The organism is Cryobacterium roopkundense (assembly GCF_014200405.1).
Lineage (GTDB): Bacteria > Actinomycetota > Actinomycetes > Actinomycetales > Microbacteriaceae > Cryobacterium > Cryobacterium roopkundense.
Window position 1 is genome coordinate 2598058 of the sequence record NZ_JACHBQ010000001.1, and the last position, 16957, is coordinate 2615014.

At 66.6% G+C, this 16957-nt stretch carries 16 protein-coding genes; 11 read left to right on the top strand and 5 right to left on the bottom strand.

All coding sequences use genetic code 11. The features are described from left to right. Position 1: 1 nt before the first annotated feature. Together BJ997_RS12235 and BJ997_RS12240 are read right to left on the bottom strand one after the other, a co-directional pair. Positions 2–1249 (bottom strand): phage tail sheath family protein, encoded by a 1248-nt coding sequence (locus BJ997_RS12235; protein WP_035837428.1) that lies wholly within the window; start codon positions 1247–1249, stop codon positions 2–4. 32 nt (positions 1250–1281) lie between these two features. Next, positions 1282–1932, bottom strand: coding sequence for a hypothetical protein (locus tag BJ997_RS12240; RefSeq protein ID WP_152602248.1), 651 nt, complete (start codon positions 1930–1932; stop codon positions 1282–1284). Positions 1933–2229: 297 nt separating this feature from the next. Between BJ997_RS12240 and BJ997_RS12245 the strand changes: the two genes are divergently transcribed. The 7 genes from BJ997_RS12245 (at position 2230) to BJ997_RS21795 (ending at position 8124) form a co-directional block, all read left to right on the top strand. Beyond that, on the top strand, positions 2230–2880 hold the full coding sequence (locus BJ997_RS12245) for a hypothetical protein (RefSeq protein ID WP_035837426.1): 651 nt from the start codon (positions 2230–2232) through the stop codon (positions 2878–2880). Then, positions 2877–4073: an Ig-like domain-containing protein gene (locus BJ997_RS12250; protein WP_052542389.1), complete on the top strand. Its 1197-nt coding sequence runs from the start codon at positions 2877–2879 to the stop codon at positions 4071–4073. Before BJ997_RS12245 ends, BJ997_RS12250 begins: the two co-directional genes overlap by 4 nt. A 198-nt stretch (positions 4074–4271) precedes the next feature. Continuing rightward, a complete protein-coding gene (locus BJ997_RS12255; RefSeq protein ID WP_183323488.1) occupies positions 4272–4952 on the top strand; it encodes a hypothetical protein in 681 nt (226 codons plus the stop codon). Next, positions 4949–5809 (top strand): Ig-like domain-containing protein, encoded by an 861-nt coding sequence (locus BJ997_RS12260; protein WP_035837422.1) that lies wholly within the window; start codon positions 4949–4951, stop codon positions 5807–5809. The genes BJ997_RS12255 and BJ997_RS12260 overlap by 4 nt, the downstream gene beginning before the upstream one ends. 78 nt (positions 5810–5887) lie before the next feature. Beyond that, positions 5888–6868: an ABC transporter ATP-binding protein gene (locus BJ997_RS12265; RefSeq protein WP_084141327.1), complete on the top strand. Its 981-nt coding sequence runs from the start codon at positions 5888–5890 to the stop codon at positions 6866–6868. Continuing rightward, on the top strand, positions 6865–7716 hold the full coding sequence (locus BJ997_RS12270; protein ID WP_084141325.1) for an ABC transporter permease subunit: 852 nt from the start codon (positions 6865–6867) through the stop codon (positions 7714–7716). Before BJ997_RS12265 ends, BJ997_RS12270 begins: the two co-directional genes overlap by 4 nt. A 72-nt stretch (positions 7717–7788) precedes the next feature. Next, entirely contained in the window at positions 7789–8124 is a 336-nt protein-coding gene (locus BJ997_RS21795) for a helix-turn-helix domain-containing protein (protein ID WP_035837421.1), read from the top strand. Between the two features lie 119 nt (positions 8125–8243). On the opposite strand, the gene BJ997_RS12280 is transcribed toward BJ997_RS21795, so the two are convergent. Genes BJ997_RS12280 through BJ997_RS12290 form a run of 3 tightly spaced genes read right to left on the bottom strand, consistent with a single transcriptional unit; the run spans position 8244 to position 11278 of the window. Next, a complete protein-coding gene (locus tag BJ997_RS12280; RefSeq protein WP_035837419.1) occupies positions 8244–9908 on the bottom strand; it encodes an ABC-F family ATP-binding cassette domain-containing protein in 1665 nt (554 codons plus the stop codon). A 43-nt stretch (positions 9909–9951) separates the two neighbouring features. Continuing rightward, the gene (locus BJ997_RS12285) at positions 9952–10563 is read right to left on the bottom strand and encodes an LON peptidase substrate-binding domain-containing protein (protein WP_152602246.1); all 612 of its coding nucleotides are present in this window, start codon (positions 10561–10563) and stop codon (positions 9952–9954) included. 1 nt (position 10564) lies between these two features. Further along, the gene (locus tag BJ997_RS12290) at positions 10565–11278 is read right to left on the bottom strand and encodes a DUF2461 domain-containing protein (RefSeq protein ID WP_035837417.1); all 714 of its coding nucleotides are present in this window, start codon (positions 11276–11278) and stop codon (positions 10565–10567) included. A 153-nt stretch (positions 11279–11431) separates the two neighbouring features. Between BJ997_RS12290 and BJ997_RS12295 the strand changes: the two genes are divergently transcribed. The 4 genes from BJ997_RS12295 to BJ997_RS12310 all read left to right on the top strand — a co-directional run bounded on the left by BJ997_RS12295 (position 11432) and on the right by BJ997_RS12310 (position 16939). Continuing rightward, on the top strand, positions 11432–13813 hold the full coding sequence (locus tag BJ997_RS12295; RefSeq protein WP_084141323.1) for a N,N-dimethylformamidase beta subunit family domain-containing protein: 2382 nt from the start codon (positions 11432–11434) through the stop codon (positions 13811–13813). 55 nt (positions 13814–13868) lie between these two features. Beyond that, positions 13869–14564 (top strand): hypothetical protein, encoded by a 696-nt coding sequence (locus BJ997_RS12300; RefSeq protein WP_035841156.1) that lies wholly within the window; start codon positions 13869–13871, stop codon positions 14562–14564. Positions 14565–14586: 22 nt separating this feature from the next. Next, positions 14587–15327 carry an HNH endonuclease signature motif containing protein gene (locus BJ997_RS12305; protein WP_183323491.1) on the top strand — a complete coding sequence of 247 codons (741 nt, stop codon included), beginning with the start codon at positions 14587–14589 and terminating at the stop codon, positions 15325–15327. Positions 15328–15475: 148 nt separating this feature from the next. After that, a complete protein-coding gene (locus BJ997_RS12310) occupies positions 15476–16939 on the top strand; it encodes a cryptochrome/photolyase family protein (protein WP_035838924.1) in 1464 nt (487 codons plus the stop codon). Positions 16940–16957 lie beyond the last annotated feature (18 nt).

Here is a 16957-nt window from a genome sequence, read left to right on the forward strand (position 1 = left end):
GTCACGCTCCCAGGTTTTCGATCTCGGTGGTGTCCACCGACTGCATGAGTTTGAACACGATGAACTCGGCCGGTTTCACGGGCGCGAGCCCGATAATCGTGACGACCCGGCCGGCGTCCCGCACTTCTGGCGGGTTCGTCTCGGCGTCGCACTTCACGAAAAACGCCTGCTGCGGCGTGGTTCCGAACAGGGCGCCGTCGTGCCAGACGTTCGTGAGGAAGTTGCCGATGTCCCGTCGCAGCGAGCGCCACAGCTCGTCTTTGTTGGGCTCGAAGACGGCCCAGCGGGTGCCGTCCTCGATGGACTCCTTGATCATGTTGGTCAGCCGCCGCACCGGCACATACCGATACTCGCTCGCCTCGGGGGCCTTGGTCCGGGCACCCCACACCCGGATGCCCTCCCCGGGGAAATAGCGGATGCAGTTGACCCCGGCGGGGTTCAGCACCTCCTGCTCGCCTCGGCTGATGCGCTGCCGAAGATCGAGCGCACCCTGGATCGGCTCGTTGGCGGGTGCCTTGTGCACCCCACGACTGCTGTCGACCCTGGCCCAGACCCCGGCGATATGGCCCGACGGTGGTTGGGTGACTCTGAGTCCGGACACCGGGTCGAGCACGACAAGCCACGGTACATAGAACGCTGCGTAGCCGCCGGGCGACTCCGGCGGGCCCAGGGCGAGCTCAGTGTCGTCCGTCTTGCTTGTTCCTTTGGGCGCGGATGGGGCATCCGCTGCGCCCCCGGTCTTTGTCGGCACGCCCGAGGTCGCCACCCGGGTGAGCGCCGATACGTCGGGGCCCCAATCTTCGACGCCGTCGAGGATCGCCACGCGGTCCTGCCGCAGCGGATGCTCGCAGTGCTCAAGCAGGGCCGCGTAGGAGTCGGCGTCCACGTAGCCCGGAGCCGCCACAATGGAGATGTCGTCGACCTTCTCGAAGTTACGCAGGCCGGTCGGGTGGGTCGCCGTGCCGAGCAAGGTGCCGTTCGCACCGATGTTCACCACATAGCACCGGCCGCCGCCGTTGTTGAAGAAGCCGTACACGGCGTTAGAGAGCGGCGTGCCCCCAGTTGCCGTTCCCACATAGGTGTCGACGAACTGGGTCCAGTTGTCAAGCACCACGGTCTCGTCGACCTTGGCGGAGGCATCCGGTGCAATGCCCACGAACCCGGCGATGCTCGAGTTCACCTGCCCGATGGCGCGGGCTCCACTCGGGACCTCCTGCACGTACACGCCCGGAGCAAGATAGTTGGGCATGCTGTTCTCCTTTCATTGCTTGAGGTTTCTCTTCAGGTGGGCGCCCAGGTCAGCACGAGGGCGGGATCGACGGGTGCGGTCACGAGGCGGGTGACGCCCCGAAACTCCACGGTGAATTGCTGGACCGCCTCGAGGCTCGACAGCAGGGTGAACCGCCCTGTCGTATCGCTCGCAACCGAGACCGACGACGCTCGAGAGCGGATGCTGACGCCAGCGATTCCTCGCCCGTCCGGCCCGACCACCACCCCGCTCAGCCGCCGGCCCACCATCGTCGTGACGTGCACGGGCTCGAGGATGGCCGGCCCGCTCGGCTCGGTCAGCCGCAGGGTGACGGGGACCCGCACCAGGAAACCCAGGCCCGCGGCCGAGGAGGCCTCCGGCGTGAGCGGCGCCACCGAATACCTGGAGGTGTTTTCCACTGCCGTGAGCATCTGCTCCGCGTTTTCGAGGCTGCGCGGCCCCGTACACGAGACTGCGGCGGAGAGCTCAAGGTCGAGCACCGGGCCGTCGCGCCGGGAGCGGCCGATTCGTTCGAGGGTCAGGACCCTCACGATGACGGGGTCCGTCGGCACAGCGTCTGTCGACCCCGGGCCGCCGCCGTCGGAAACCCCTACGGAATCGGGGGCGACAGCTTCGGCGAGTACCGAGACAAGGGCAGACAGGGACGAGCGAACAACGCTCACGCTGACCTCGCTTCCCCGAGTGCCGACCGGAAGATGCAAACACCATACCCCCGTCGCCGCCAGGTGTCACCGGATGGGTGCCCAGTGACGGGCAGACCGCGCCGCGCGGGAGTACTATCGCGTCGAGGTTCACTCGTCCGTCTGAGATGTAAGGACGCAACATGATTGCGCTCATGGAACCAGAGTCCGCACCCACGCGACACTCGCGCAAGCACGCAGCTCCGTCAGTTCGGGACTTGCATCGTGTGTGACGTTCCCCCGCGCCGACTCCGGCCATCACTTCACCCATCCAGAATCATGCTGGCTGTGTTGGCCGTGGCCTTGGTCGTAGCGGGCATGTTGCTGAGAGACCCCGGCAGCCCTGGGGTGCTAGGGCTCGGGCTTCTGGGCCTCGGGCTCATCGGCCTCGGGGCTGCGGTGCTCGTGGCAGCGGTGATGTTTCCCGTCATCAAGGAGTTCGAGTTCGGGTTTCCCAGCGGTGTCAAGATCATGGCCGCCGTCCATGATCGCGAGGAAGATCTGCGCGCCGCTTTTGCGAAGCAGCGAGGCGACCTCGGTCTCTACACCCAGCTGATGTGCGACGATCCCGCCGTGGCCGCACGCCTTCTCGAGGCGGCCTGGGAAAAAACGGCCTCGCTGTGGCGCGGCCCCGTGACCGACGATCTGCGAACCTTCGTGCTCTGCGAGTTTGTTGAACTTCTCACTGCTCACTCCCGGTGGACCCCATCCGATGATCCCGATGGCACCCGCGCGGCCCCCAACGTCTCGGCCCCGCTGGCGTCTCTCCCCCTCGCCGAGCGGGTGGTCGTCGTGCTGCGCGAGTTCGCCGGACTGCCTCTCGCCCAGATCGCCACCCTGACGGAGCGGCCCCTCGACGACATCTCCAAGGACCTGCGATCCGCCCGGCGCCGAGTCGCGCTCATCACGGTTTCGGACGACGAACTATGAACGCGCAGACGCGCCGATATCTCCTGGCGCGAGCACAGGAAGCCAGTGAAGAGTTCCCCGCCGCGATCGAACAGCCTCTCTCCCTGGGCCTGCACCGATACCGCGCTCGCCTCCTACGGGTCTTCGCTGCGAGCGCCGTGCTGGCGGTGATCGTACTCGGCGTCGTGATCTCGGTGCATCCGACCACCGTCGCGGCTCTGGAAACCCTGTTCCCGGCGTCGTCGACCTCCGAGGCGACCCTGGTTGAGATCTCAGTGACCCCCGGCGACCTCACAGTGCAGATTGGCGAGCAAGGTCAGCTCACGGCACAAGGCCGCTACAGCGACGACACCACTGTCGACCTGAAAGCCGAGGTGAAGTGGACCTCGGCAGACCCGGATGTGGTCGGGGTCGACGACAGCGGGCTCATTGCGGCGATGAACCCCGGCGCCTCCGTGATCACCGCCACGCTGGGCACGATCCAGGGTTCCTCAGCCGTCACAGTTCTCGCCCCAGGCGCACCGCCCCCCGCGGCTCCAGAGGACGCGGATCCCAGTGGCCCCAAGACCCAAACAGGCATCACGATCATCCCCGAGAGCGTGACCCTCGCTCCGCAGGAGACCCAGCAATTGGAAATTCTTGCCACCTTCAGCGATGACACAACAGCGGCCGTCACGGGCACCCCGCAATGGTCCACCGACAACATGAGGATCGCCCGGGTCGATGAGGCAGGTCTGCTGACGGCAGGCCCGTTCGGCGAAAAAGCACAGGCGTTTACCCCAATCGCTCCGTCGGCAACCACAACGGTTCGGGCAGAACTCGACGGTTTCACCGCAGACCCGGTGTCCGTCACCGTCGATCCCCTGAAAAATTTCACCCTCACAGTGTCCGGGGTCGTCCGTGACCTCCTCCCAGGCGAAACGCTTCAGCTCACGGCCACTCTGTCGGATGGCAAGCAGGAATTCGACGTCACCGACAACCGCGACACCTCGTGGACGTGCGGCCCCGAAGAAGTCGCTGAGGTCGACACGTCCGGCGCCGTGACGGCCAACGCGGCGGGCACCGCGGTCATCACCGCTTCCTGGCGCAGCCTGAATGGCCAAGCCACCGTCGACGTGACTGCGCCCCCCAAGATCCCGGTTCCCGATACTGTGCCCGACCCTCTTCCCAAAGCGCCCGTCGACGCTGACGATCCAGTCGTCCCGATTTCCTGACCACGCTCGTCCCAGGACGTGATCACGGTCGACGGCGTCGGTATTCGGGCGCACATCCTCACACAGGCATATGCTGTCGCGACAACCCTCGACCGCGCAAGGACGCATTTCCCATGACAACAACACCCTCTGTGCCAGGCCGACGTGAAATCCGTGCGGGCGGCTCGCGGTGGCGTCAACACCGCAGGGGCGCGCGCCGTGTGTAAGGTGCCGGCTCGCCGCTGGCGGGCGGCGATCCAGCCTTCCCGTGTCACCCTGGCCCTGTTGTCACTGGCCCTGATCGTCATGGGCACTCTCATCCACGATCTGACGGGGCTCCTGCTGCTCGGGCTGGGAGCCGTCGCCCTACTGGCAGCCGTCGTGTTTCCCGTCATCCGAGGCGTGGAATTCGGCTTCCCCACCGGGGTACGAATCTCGGCCGGACTCAGGGACCGTGAGCAGGAACTCCAGGCCGCATTCCAGGCCCAGCGAGGGGATCTCGGGCTGTACACCCAGCTCATCTGCGACGATCCGGCGCTGGCCAGCGAGTTGCTGGAGGCCGCGTGGGCGCGCACTGCCGCCGTGTGGCGCGGACCCGTAACGCCGGAACTGCGCACGTACGTGCTGTGTGAATTCGTTCACGTGGCCACGGTGCACGCCCGCTGGAGGGTGACAGAGGCAGGTACCGGGCCCTCGCCTCACACCGCCGCTGTCGCGGGGGGCGCGCTCTCGGCGCTCCCCCTGCCGGCGAGAATCTCCGTGGTGCTCCGGGAATTCGCCGATCTGCCCACGGCCCAGATCTCGTCGCTGACGGGGCGTCCGCTTGCCGAGGTGGTCAGTGATCTGGTGAAGTCCGAAACCGTGCTGGCGAGGTTCGCCTCAACCGGTGACGACTCATGAACACCCACCTGCGACGGCGCCTGCTGGCCGATGCCGCCGTGAATTCGCACGCGAACCCGGCGCACGTCGACCGGGCGCTGCAGTACGGCAACAGCCGGTATCGCCGCCGCGTCGCATCCGTTTACGCCGTCACCCTTACGGTATCGGCAATCCTGATGCTCGCCCTGGTTGCGGTTCATCCGGCGGCCTACGCCGTGCTGAACAGTCTGGGGGCCGATTCGACAACAACAGCGCCCCTGCCCACGGCGACGAACCTATCGGACACCCCGAACTCCAACATCGTGCTCGCGAGCATTAGCATCGTGCCGGGTGCGGTGACCCTCGCTGCGGGCGAAACGGCCCAGCTCTCCGTGGTCGGCAATTTCAGCGACGGGGCCAGTGGCCCCGTGTCAGGCGTTGCCACCTGGCAGTCTGACAACGATACGATCGCGATCATCACCACCGAGGGCGTCGTCACCGCCCTTGTGCCGGACCAGAATGCCACCATCACGGCGTCGCTGGGCGGGTTCACCGACACGACGACGGTGATCGTGGCGGCGAAGGTTCTCACCCGAATCAGCATCCGCTCCGTGCAATCGAGCTACAACAGCTTCCAGAAGGACCTCGAAACCGACAGCCAAGCCGGCCTGCCGGTGGGCGGCGAAGCGGCGCTGGTCGCGGACGGAGCATACAGCGACGGAACATCCGGCGCGCTGGCGGGCGTCACCTGGGCTTCCGACGAAACTGGCATCGCGACGATCGGTGCCGACGGAACGCTGCGCGCCGTCGCCGCGGGCACCGCCCAGGTCACGGCGTCGCTACAGGGTGTCGTGGGCACCGTCACCATCGATGTCAGCGAAGCCAACGTCGTGGACTGAGCCGAAAGCCCCTACCGCCCGCGAACGCGCACCGCTACCGTCGAGGGGAGCACGAGGGTTTGAGAGAAGGGACACACCATGACGCAAGCTGGAACGGCCGGGCGCACCGGCGCTTCGCCATTCGCTGCACCGCTCGATCAGAACGCCATCGAAGTGACCGATGTCACCAAGCGCTTTGGCACGAACCTAGCGTTGAAGGGCGTGAGCTTCACGGTCGCCCGCGGCAGCGTCTTCGGCGTCATCGGCCCGAACGGGGCCGGCAAGACCACCCTCATGCGCACCCTCCTCGACATCATCCGGGCCACGTCTGGGCGCGCGGCCGTTCTCGGAACGGACTCGCGCAATGCCGGCCCGGAACTACGCAGACGCATCGGTTATCTGCCCGGCGACCTCGTGCTGGAGGGGCGCGTCAGCGGAGCGCGCCTACTGAAGCACTACGCGGACATCTCTGGTCCTGTGCGGGAGGGGCGGATCGAGCAACTCGCAGACCGCCTCAAGCTCGACCTGAATCGGCCCGTGCGCAACCTCTCCAAGGGGAACAAGCAGAAGCTCGGCGTCATTCAGGCCTTCATGCACGAACCGGAGTTGCTCGTTCTCGACGAGCCGACTAGCGGCCTCGATCCGCTCATGCAGCAGGAATTTCTGGGTCTGGTGCAGGAGGCGAGCGAGGCCGGCCAGACCGTGTTCCTGTCCTCGCATGTGATCAGCGAGATCCAGCAAGCCGCGGATGAGGTCGCGATTCTGCGCGACGGTCGAATCGTGACGATTGCGAGCGTGGAGGAGCTGCGGAACTCCGCTATCCGGCACCTGCGCATGAGCGCGACGGGCCTCGGCACTGCGCAACTCGCCGCGAGGTTAGGCGGGCTGCCCGGCCTCGGCGACCTCGATTGCACTCTCACCGCCACCGGGGCCACCGAAGCGACCGCCACCCTTCGCGGGGATCTCCAGCCCTTCGTGCAGGCCATCGGCACGCTGACCCTCACGGACCTTGTGCTTGAAGAACCGGACCTCGAAGAATCCGTACTCAAGCTGTATTCCTCACCGGAGGTCGACTCATGACCCAGCCTGTGCTGCGGCCACGCCCCCTCCGCGCGATTCCCACCGTGCAACGGGCTCGCTTCCCCCTCTTCAGCAAGGTCTTCAGCGACAGCTGGCGCTCGCTACTCGCCTGGAGCCTGGGCCTCGTGGCCGCCGCCTCGCTGTACCTGCCCATCTATCCGAGCATGGGCGGCAGCGCCCAGATGCAGGACCTCATCGACACCCTGCCGAAGGAGCTCGTGCGGAGCCTCAACTACGACCAGATCGGCACGGGCCCCGGGTATGCCCAAGCCACGATCTTCGGGCTGATCGCCTACCTACTGCTCGGCATCGCCGTCATCAGCTGGGGGGCCGCGGCCCTCGGCGGTGACGAGGAGTCCGGACAACTCGAGCTGACTCTCGCGCATGCAGTCACCCGAGTGCAGGTTGCCGTGGCGCGCTTCGCGGCCCTCGCCGTGAAGGTCCTTGCGCTGTCTCTCTTTCTGGGCGCGCTCGTGCTGTTCTGGAATTCCCCAGCCCAACTCGACATCGACGCCGTCAACCTGCTCGGCACCTGCCTGCTGTTCGCCGGGCTCATCCTGCTCAGCGGAACCGCGGCGCTCCTCTGCGGCGCAGTGGGTGGTCGACGTGTCTGGGGAGTTGGCGGCGGCGCCTTCGTGGCCGTGCTGGGGTATGTGCTCAACGCCCTAGGCAACCAGAGCGCCGACCTGGAGTGGCTGCACGCACTGTCGCCCTACAACTGGGTGTTCGGCCACAACCCGCTCTCTAACGGAGCCGATTGGGCAACAGTGGGTCTCTTGTTCGCCGCGTCGGTCGTGCTCGCCGTCGCCACGGCCCTCGTTGTGCGGCAGCGCGATGTGGGAGTGTAACCGAATCATCCGCTCAGAACGCGTACCCTTGACGGGTGACCGCGACTTTCGCGGAACCCTGAAAGGCCACTCGTGGACACCATCCAGCTCCAGCACTTCGCCGCCGTCGCGGAGGTGTTGAATTTCACTCACGCGGCCAAGAAGCTGAACGTGCCCCGCATGACCGTAAGCCTGTCCGTGAAGAATCTCGAGGCCGAACTCGGCTACGCCCTCTTCGACCGCAGCACGGATGTGACCCGGCTCACGAAGGCCGGCGTGGCCCTGCTCTCCGACATCCACTACGAGGCCGAAAAGAACGCCCCGCCGCCCCGTCCGCCTGGCGGCAAGGCCAAGGCGTCCAAAGGCAAGGGCCGCACGCCCGCCGTCAAGGGAGTTCCGCGGGTCGGCAAGAAGCGCCAGTCCCGCTAGCTTCTCCGAACCCCGGGCGCTCGCCCTATAACCGGAGTATTCTCGAACACACCGTGTCGAACGGCCACTCGACGCGGCCTGTCGCGAGAAACCGGTTCTACGAGGCGGCCCGGCGGGCGCTACAGCTCGGTGACCCGGCCGGCCTCCACAAAGAAGTGGCGGTCCGTGTGCACGTTGGCGAGCATCCGTCGGTCGTGGGTCACGAGAAGCAGCGTTCCCTCGTAGGACTCGAGGGCCTGTTCGAGCTGCTCGATCGCAGCTAGGTCGAGGTGGTTGGTGGGCTCGTCGAGCACGAGCAGGTTTATTCCCCGGGCTTGCAGCAGGGCGAGTCCAGCACGCGTGCGCTCGCCCGGCGAGAGCTCATCGACGGGCCGGTTCACGTGGTCGGCCTTGAGTCCGAACTTGGCCAGCAGGGTGCGGACTTCGGCCGGCGACAGGTCGGGAACGAGCTCTTCGAAGCTCACTGCCAGCGGTTCGGCGCCAGCGAGCAGGGTACGGGCCTGGTCGATCTCACCGATCCGTACGCTCGCGCCGAGGCTGGCCGTGCCCTCGGTGGGCGTTGCCCGGCCGAGGAGGGCACGCAGCAGCGTGGTCTTGCCGGCACCGTTGGGGCCGGTGATGCCGATCCGCTCGCCTGCGTTCACCTGCAGCGACACGGGACCGAGTACGAAGCCGCCCTGGCGCACCACGACGTTGGAGAGCGTCGACACGACGGCGCTCGAACGCGGTGCGGCCCCGATGGTGAACTCGAGCTGCCACTCCTTGCGGGGCTCCTCCACCTCTTCCATGCGCGCGATTCGGCTCTCCATCTGGCGCACCTTCTGGCCCTGCTTCTCGCTCGATTCCGCCGATGCCTTGCGACGGATCTTGTCGTTGTCGGGGGCCTTCTTCATGGCGTTCCGCACGCCCTGGCTCGACCATTCGCGCTGAGTTCTGGCCCGACCCACGAGGTCGGCTTTCTTCGCCGCGAACTCGTCGAACTCTTCTCGCTTATGTCGCCTGGCCGTCTCTCGCTCCTCCAGGTAGGAGTCGTAGCCGCCGCCGAACACGCGGTTGGCGTTCTGGGCGAGGTCAAGTTCGAGCACGCGGGTGACAGAGCGGGCGAGGAATTCACGGTCGTGGCTCACGAGAACGACGCCGCCACGCAGCCCGCGCACGAAGGCCTCGAGCCGCTCGAGTCCATCGAGGTCGAGGTCGTTGGTGGGTTCGTCGAGCAACACGATGTCGAAGCGCGACAACAGCAGTGCGGCGAGCCCCACCCTCGCCGCCTGGCCGCCCGAGAGCGATGTCATCAGGGCGTCACCCGCCACATCGGATCCGAGCGCCAGCCCCAGCTCGGCGAGCACGACGGGCAGCCGGTCGTCGAGGTCGGCCGCACCGCTCGCGAGCCAACGGTCGAGCGCCGCGGAGTAGATGTCGGCCGGATCCTGGCCGTCGGCACGCGCCGAGGTGTCGCCGAGAGCGGACGCCGCGGCATCCATTTCGCGCGTGGCCTCGGCACAGCCGGTTCTCCGGGCGATGAAGGCCGAAACCGTCTCTCCGGCAAGGCGTTCGTGCTCCTGTGGCAACCAGCCGATGAAGGCATCCGTCGGCACGAGGCTCACGGTTCCCTCCTGCGGCCGCAGGATTCCGGCGAGCAGCCGCAACAGCGTAGATTTTCCCGCGCCGTTCACGCCCACGACGCCGATGACGTCGCCGGGCGCGACCGTCAGGTCGAGGGAGTCAAAGAGTGTGCGGTGCGCGTACCCGCCGGCCAGGCCTTTGGCCACGAGTGTTCCGGTCATTCATCAATGATCTCATTGCCCGGTGCCCGCGGTGCCCGTGCTGTCATTGCCACTCGTCGCCGAGGGTCGCCAATGCCGAGACTGTGAGGTCGATGACGGCGGTGAGAAGCGCCTCGGCCGTCGAAGCCTGCAGCAGGGCGACCTGATCGAGTGGCCCAACCGGTGCAATCGCGGCGAGTTGCCAGATGGCGGCCACCGGGTCATGGGACAGCTCAACGTCCGCGGCCCACTGCTGGTCCACGAATTCGCTCGCCCGGGCGAGTGCCCGGCGCACGGTCTTCTCGGCCTCCTCACGCAGGGGCAGCAGGCTGTCGTCCCACTCCAGGTCGGCTACCTCCCGCACTCGGGCAAGCGGATGCGGGTCTTCCGCGAGCCATTCGACCACCTCGATGCGTCGATCACCCTGTGCGATCAGGGCCACAACGTTCTCGTCGGCCCCGACCTGAGTAATCCGGGCGACGGTGCCGTAGCGAAAACGGTGTTCCCCGCCGCCGACCTCCTGCCCCCGCTCGATCAGCACCACGCCGAATTCCGCAGGTTCCGCCTGCAGCACCCGGGCCAGCATCACGAGGTAGCGTTCCTCGAACACCCGCAGCTGGATGGGCATAAAGGGGAACAGCACGGATCCCAGCGGGAACATCGGCAAGTCGGTCACGTCAGGCGCGCCCTTCCGTCAGACTGCGAGTCAGTTCAAGGGATGCGAGCGGCACATTGAGGAATTCCACGAGCGGCGCGATCACCCGGAAGCGTTCGACTACCGTGTCGAGAAATTCCGCGCCCTCGCTGGTGATTCCCGGCAGGTGCGCCGTGAGGGCCCAGCGCCGATTTCGGAGCAGGTCGGCCGCGGGGTGGTCGGCCGGGAAGCCTCGCGGCGCGCGCAGGAGCGGATCCCCGTCGAGGGGCTCGAACAGACCCGAGCGATCGCCGTCGCTGAGCAGGCCACGCAGCTCCCGCTCGTGGCTGACGATATGGTCGCGGATCGCCGACAGTTGCTCAGGCCGGGGGCTGTAGGCCCCGCCCGCAATCATGAGCGAGCGAGCGCCAACCTGCAGGAAAAACCCCGCGCCACCGGCAATGCCCTGCCGCGGCCAGTGCGCGGCCATGTGGGACTTGTAGGGGCTCTTATCCTTCGAAAACCGCACATCGCGGTAGATGCGAAGCATCGCCTTGGCGGGTGGACGCACGTAGTCGGGGGCAAAGTCGGCCAGTCGATCGTTGACTGCGGCGGCCACCTCGAGCATGCGCGATTTGAGCTCGCTTTCGTAGGTCGGCTTGTGCTCGGCGAACCACTCCCGATCGTTGTGGTGTTCGAGTTCATCAAGAAAATCGAGGGCGGCCGCAGAGAAACGCACGTTCGTGATGGAGACCATTTGGTCTTGAACTTACACCCGAATAGCCGAGTCGTTCCTGTACGAACGGGCCCATTGACGAGGCCGTGGAACGGGGCAACACTGACCCTCGAACGAGTCAATCCGCCCGGTTCGTACCGGTCTGCACCGCACCTTCACACGAGGGATGAGCCCATGCGCACACCTGTCCGACGCAGAATGATCTGCTCCGCCATCCTCAGTGGAGCATTGGTCTGGGGCCTCCTTCCCGCCGTTCCGGCAGCCACGGCCGTGGACTTCTGCGCCACTCCCCTCGAGAACCCCGTCGCCTGCGAGAACTCGAAGCCCGGCTCCCCTGCATCGCAGTGGGACGTTTCAGGTTCGGGCAGCGCTGCCATCCAAGGCTTCTCGACCGACATGAGCGTCAACCTCGGCGGCCGAATCGGCTTCAAGGTCGACACAACCGCGGCGGCATTCCGTATCGATATCTACCGGCTGGGCTTCTACGGCGGTTCCGGCGCGCGTTCGATAACGACACTGTCGAGCACTGTCGCCCGCGACCAGCCCAATTGCCTGAGCAACTCGTCCACGGGACTCGTCGACTGCGGAAACTGGAGCGAATCGGCTTCCTGGACGGTGCCGGCCACGGCAGTCTCGGGTGTGTACATCGCGCGGCTCGTGCGCACCGACGGAACCTCGGGCGCGAGCCACATCGTCTTCGTGGTGCGCGACGACGCCAGCACATCGGACCTGCTCTTCCAGACCTCGGACACGACCTGGCAGGCCTATAACCAGTACGGCGGCAATAGTCTCTACACGGGTTCCCCGGTCGGGCGAGCGTACAAGGTCAGCTACAACCGACCGGTCACGACGCGCGGCACCGGCGCGGAGGACGCCGTGTTCAACGCCGAGTACCCGATGATCCGCTGGATCGAAGCGAACGGGTACAACGTGAGCTACACGTCCGGAGTCGACAGCGACCGCCGCGGGGCACTCATCCGCAACCACAAGACATTTCTCTCGGTGGGCCACGACGAGTATTGGTCGGGCCAGCAGCGTACCCAGGTGGAAGCTGCCCGCAGCGCGGGCGTCAACCTGGCATTCTTCAGCGGGAACGAGGTGTTCTGGAAGACCCGATGGGAGTCCTCGATCGACGGCTCCGGCACCACCTACCGCACGCTCGTGACCTATAAAGAGACCCAGGCGAACGCCAAGATCGACCCGAACAGCGCCTGGACGGGCACGTGGCGAGACCCTCGATTCAGCCCGCCGGCCGACGGCGGTCGGCCGGAGAACGCCCTCACGGGAACGTCGTTCACGGCCAACTGCTGCACCACGCAGATGAAGGTGTCCGGCGCCTTCAAGAACCTGCGGTTCTGGCGCAACACCCGCGTCGCGGCGCTCGCGGCCGGCGCCACGACCCAGCTGGGCACCAACACCCTCGGCTATGAGTGGGACGGCGACCCCGACAACGGTGCCCGCCCCGCCGGCCTCGTGCCGATGTCGTCCACCACGGTCGGAGGGATGGATGTGCTTCAGGACTACGGCTCGACATATGCCACGGGCACGGCCATCCATGCCCTCACGCTGTATCGGGCCGCGAGCGGCGCACTCGTCTTCGGCGCCGGAACCGTACAGTGGTCCTGGGGTCTCGACGGCAGCCATGATCGAGGTTCCAGCACCCCGGACACCGCCATGGGCCAGGCTACGGTGAACCTCTTCGCCGACATGGGCGCCCAGCCGGCCACCATCAAGTCGGGTCTCAGCGCGGCGCTGGCGTCGACAGACACGACACCCCCGACATCGGCCATTTCCTCGCCCGCGGCCGGATCCGTGCCGGCCAGCACCACGATTTCTGTCTCCGGAACCGCAGCAGACACCGGCGGCGTGGTCGGGGCGGTGGAAGTGTCCACGGACGGCGGGGGCAGCTGGCATCGGGCGAGCGGCACGAGCGCTTGGACGTACAGCTGGCGCACGCCGTCGTCGGGGTCGGCCACGATTCTCAGCCGTGCAAGCGACGACAGCGGGAGCGTGCAGACGTCGCCCACGTCACGCACCGTCACGGTCGCTTCGACGACCCCGATGCCCTGCCCGTGCTCGCTCTGGGCAAGTTCCACGGTCCCTACCGTGTTGTCGGACTCCGACAGGAGCGCGGTGGAACTCGGCGTGCGCTTCCGCTCGGACAGAGCCGGCTCGATCACCGGAATCCGCTTCTATAAGGGAAGCGCGAACACCGGAACCCACCTCGGCCGGCTCTGGACCACGGGCGGCACCCAGCTGGCGTCTGCAACGTTCAGCGGTGAGACCTCGAGCGGCTGGCAGCAGGTGAACTTCGCCACCCCCGTTCCTGTCACCGCCGGCACAACCTACATTGCGTCGTACTACGCCCCTGTTGCCGCCTACTCCGCCGACACCGGCTTCTTCGCGATAACCGGCGTCGACCAGGGGCCGTTGCACGCCCCCTCCGACGCGTCCGGAAGCGCCAACGGCGTCTACCGTTACGGCTCGGGCGGAGGCTTCCCCACGAGCACGTACCAGTCCACGAACTACTGGGTAGACGTAGTGTTCGCCGGCTGACGCCGAGCCCGCAGGCGCCGGGTCGAGTGTCGGTGGTGCCTGTCACACTTCTCTCATGACAACCCCTATTGAAGTTGTTTTCGTTGATCTGGCCGGGGCGTTAGCCCGGTCAGATACGTCCGCGAAAGCGTTCGCGGAGCTGTCCGACGACGGGTCGGAGAGCACCCACCGGGCCATCGCCCGCCACCTACGTGAAGTCACCGCGGCCTACGCCCTCTCGGCGGCGAACATGGCCAACCGATCCGACTGGACACTCGGCAGAGAAGGACTGTCACGAAAGAAGGGATACAACAGCCCCGAAGACTACGTACAAGCCCTCGGCGGAGGAGGAGGTGGCACCAAGGCAGACACCCGCCGCCTCATCGAGGCCGGCACCATGGCCACCGAAGCCGAAGCCGCCAGGGACAGGCAGGACGAGGCCGACCAACAGGCCCTCGAGCACCCGGAGGCCCCGCCGGTGGAGGTGCACCGGCCCTGGTTCGCTCCACTGGGCGACGCAGTCACCGACGGCACGCTCAGCGCCGAAGCCGCCACGGCCATTCGCCGGGGCCTCGGAGAACCGGCCATCGGTGTCACGGAGGAGATGCTGGCCGAAGCAGTTGCGCATCTCCTTACCGAGTGCCGCACTGTAAACGCCGACCAGGCCGCGAAGGCGGCCCGGCACTGCCGGGACTCGATTGACGCCGCCGGGATCGCCTCCCGCGCCGACGCCATGCGAGCCCGGCAATACCTGCGGGCCGGCACTGGATAGGTACAGTGACAAGCCCGACGGCATGCTCCACGGCAGCTTTGAGCTCGATCCGGAGAACGGGGCGTACTTCAAGGACTTCCTGCAGCAGGTCATCGGTCCGCGCACCGGAGGACCCCGCTTCGTGGAGAAGGGCGAGAAGGAACGAGCGCAACGCATCATCGACGACCCCCGCTCAACCGACCAGATCGCCGCCGAATCACTCATCGAGGCCATCAAGGTCGCAGCCGGCGCCGACCCGGGCACAATCTTCGGCCGCATTCGGCCGTCTGTGAAGCTCGTGGTGATGGAGGCACCGGCGCCCGCAACACCTTCCTCGGCGCTGGAGTTCCTTGGAGACGGATTCATCGAAGGAACCTCGAATGCGGCGACCGCCGCCACGATCGACAGGGCCCTGTGCGACACCGGATTCACCCCGGTGCTGTTCGGCCGCGACGGATCGGTGCTCGACGTCGGACGGGAGCAACGGCTCTTTACGCAGCCGCAACGCGTGGCGTTGGCGCTTCGGGACGGCGGGTGCATGTGGAAGGACTGCCTGAAACCACCCAGCTTCTCCGAAGCACACCACCTGCACCAGTGGAAGGCCGACGGCGGACTCACCAACCTCGAGGACGGCATCCTGCTCTGCAGCCCCCACCACCTCCGCCTGCACAACGAAATCTCGACAGGCTCGATCCAAGCGGGTGGAAGATCATCCGCCTCGGCCAAGACTTCTGGTTGGTCCCACCGCCCGCCACCGATCCCGCCCAAACCCCCATCCACCTAGTCAGCAAATCGCCACTGAAGTTGGGGTCGCCGCTCCGGCTCCCGGCCTGAACGACACGCGGCGCACCTGCAGTGAGATGGGACGTCCGGAGAACGACCCGCGCGGTCGAGCGCTTGGATCGAGCCTGAGCGCGGATAGAATCTGTGGTATGACCGTGCCGCGTTTTTTGTTCGCCGACCAGCTGGGTCCGCACTATGACGACGGCGGAAGCATCGTGCTCGTCGAGGCCGCGGCCGTGCTCGGGCGGCGCACCTATCACCGAGCCAAGGCCCACCTGATACTGAGCGCCCTACGCCATCGGGCACGCGAGCTCGGCGATCGCGTGGAATTTCTGCGCACTGAGCACTACCGGGACGTGCTCACCGGCCGTGACCTGGAGGTGATCAACCCGACCTCCTGGGGTTCACGCGCTCTCGTGAACGAGCTGGGGGCTACCGTGTTACCCAGCCGGGGATTCGTGACGAGCGAAGAGGATTTTGCGCGATGGGCGGACGGGCGCCCCGCGTCACGGCTCGTGATGGAGCAGTTTTATCGCGCCGTGCGCACGTCGTCCGGCGTGCTCATGCGCGGGCCGGAGCCGGAGGGCGGCCGCTTTAACTTCGACCACGACAACCGTCAGCCGCCGCCGAAGGGGGCTGTCAGCCTCGGTCTGCCTGATCCGTGGGCTCCCGTCGAAGACGACATCGACGCCGAGGTGCGTCGGGACCTGGACCGGCTCGTTATCGAGGGGCGCGTGCACCTGATCGGCGACGACGGCCCGCGCCGATTCGCCGCCACCCGCGCGGAGGCACTTGCCGCCCTGCAGGATTTCATCGACACCCGGTTGTCCGACTTCGGGCCGTTCGAAGACGCCTCTCTATTGGGCGACAGCGACATGGCCCATTCCCGGCTGAGCGTGCCCTTGAACCTCGGTCTGCTGCACCCTCAGGAGGTGATCGACGCAGTCGTTGCCGCCTACCATGAGGGCGGTGCGCCGCTGGCGAGCGTCGAGGCGGTGGTGCGCCAGATCATGGGGTGGCGAGACTGGGTCTGGCACCTGTATTGGCATCTGGGCCCCAACTATGTCGCCGAGAGCAATTTCCTCTCGGCCAACGAGCCGCTGCCCGAGGCATTCCTCACGCTGGACGGCAGCGCAGTGGAGGCGCGCTGCCTCAGCCATGTGCTCGACGAGGTTTCCCGCACCGGCTGGGCTCACCATATTCAGCGGCTGATGATTCTCGGAAACTGGTCACTGCAGCGCGGCTATCAACCGGCGGCGCTCTCGGACTGGTTCATCAACGCCTTTGTCGACGGCACGCCCTGGGTGATGCCGGCAAACGTGGTGGGCATGTCCCAGCATGCCGATGGCGGAATGGTCGCGACGAAGCCGTACGCTTCGGGCGGGGCGTACATTGCCAAGATGACGGACTTCTGTGGCAGCTGTCGGTTCAATCCCAAGGTTCGCCTTGGACCCCAGGCCTGCCCGTTCACGGCCGGGTACTGGGCATTCCTCGACCGGGTTGAGCCCCGCATCCGCAGCAATCACCGCATGAGTCAACCGCTGGCTGGCCTGCGACGGTTGGTCGACCGCGAAGCTGTCGTCGCTCAGGAGCGCGAACGCACGCACTGGTAGCGCACGTCTAAGGCAACG

Bases quoted from the DNA above. Each gene is read 5' to 3' on its own strand.
- BJ997_RS12290 (WP_035837417.1), bottom strand. From the start codon at position 11,278: ATGGTCTCCATCACGAACGTGCGTTTCTCTGCGGCCGCCCTCGATTTT.
- BJ997_RS12295 (WP_084141323.1), top strand. From the start codon at position 11,432: ATGCGCACACCTGTCCGACGCAGAATGATCTGCTCCGCCATCCTCAGT.
- BJ997_RS12270 (WP_084141325.1), top strand. From the start codon at position 6,865: ATGACCCAGCCTGTGCTGCGGCCACGCCCCCTCCGCGCGATTCCCACC.
- BJ997_RS12265 (WP_084141327.1), top strand. From the start codon at position 5,888: ATGACGCAAGCTGGAACGGCCGGGCGCACCGGCGCTTCGCCATTCGCT.
- BJ997_RS12305 (WP_183323491.1), top strand. From the start codon at position 14,587: ATGCTCCACGGCAGCTTTGAGCTCGATCCGGAGAACGGGGCGTACTTC.
- BJ997_RS12250 (WP_052542389.1), top strand. From the start codon at position 2,877: ATGAACGCGCAGACGCGCCGATATCTCCTGGCGCGAGCACAGGAAGCC.
- BJ997_RS12310 (WP_035838924.1), top strand. From the start codon at position 15,476: ATGACCGTGCCGCGTTTTTTGTTCGCCGACCAGCTGGGTCCGCACTAT.
- BJ997_RS12260 (WP_035837422.1), top strand. From the start codon at position 4,949: ATGAACACCCACCTGCGACGGCGCCTGCTGGCCGATGCCGCCGTGAAT.
- BJ997_RS12245 (WP_035837426.1), top strand. From the start codon at position 2,230: ATGCTGGCTGTGTTGGCCGTGGCCTTGGTCGTAGCGGGCATGTTGCTG.
- BJ997_RS12235 (WP_035837428.1), bottom strand. From the start codon at position 1,249: ATGCCCAACTATCTTGCTCCGGGCGTGTACGTGCAGGAGGTCCCGAGT.
- BJ997_RS12300 (WP_035841156.1), top strand. From the start codon at position 13,869: ATGACAACCCCTATTGAAGTTGTTTTCGTTGATCTGGCCGGGGCGTTA.
- BJ997_RS12280 (WP_035837419.1), bottom strand. From the start codon at position 9,908: ATGACCGGAACACTCGTGGCCAAAGGCCTGGCCGGCGGGTACGCGCAC.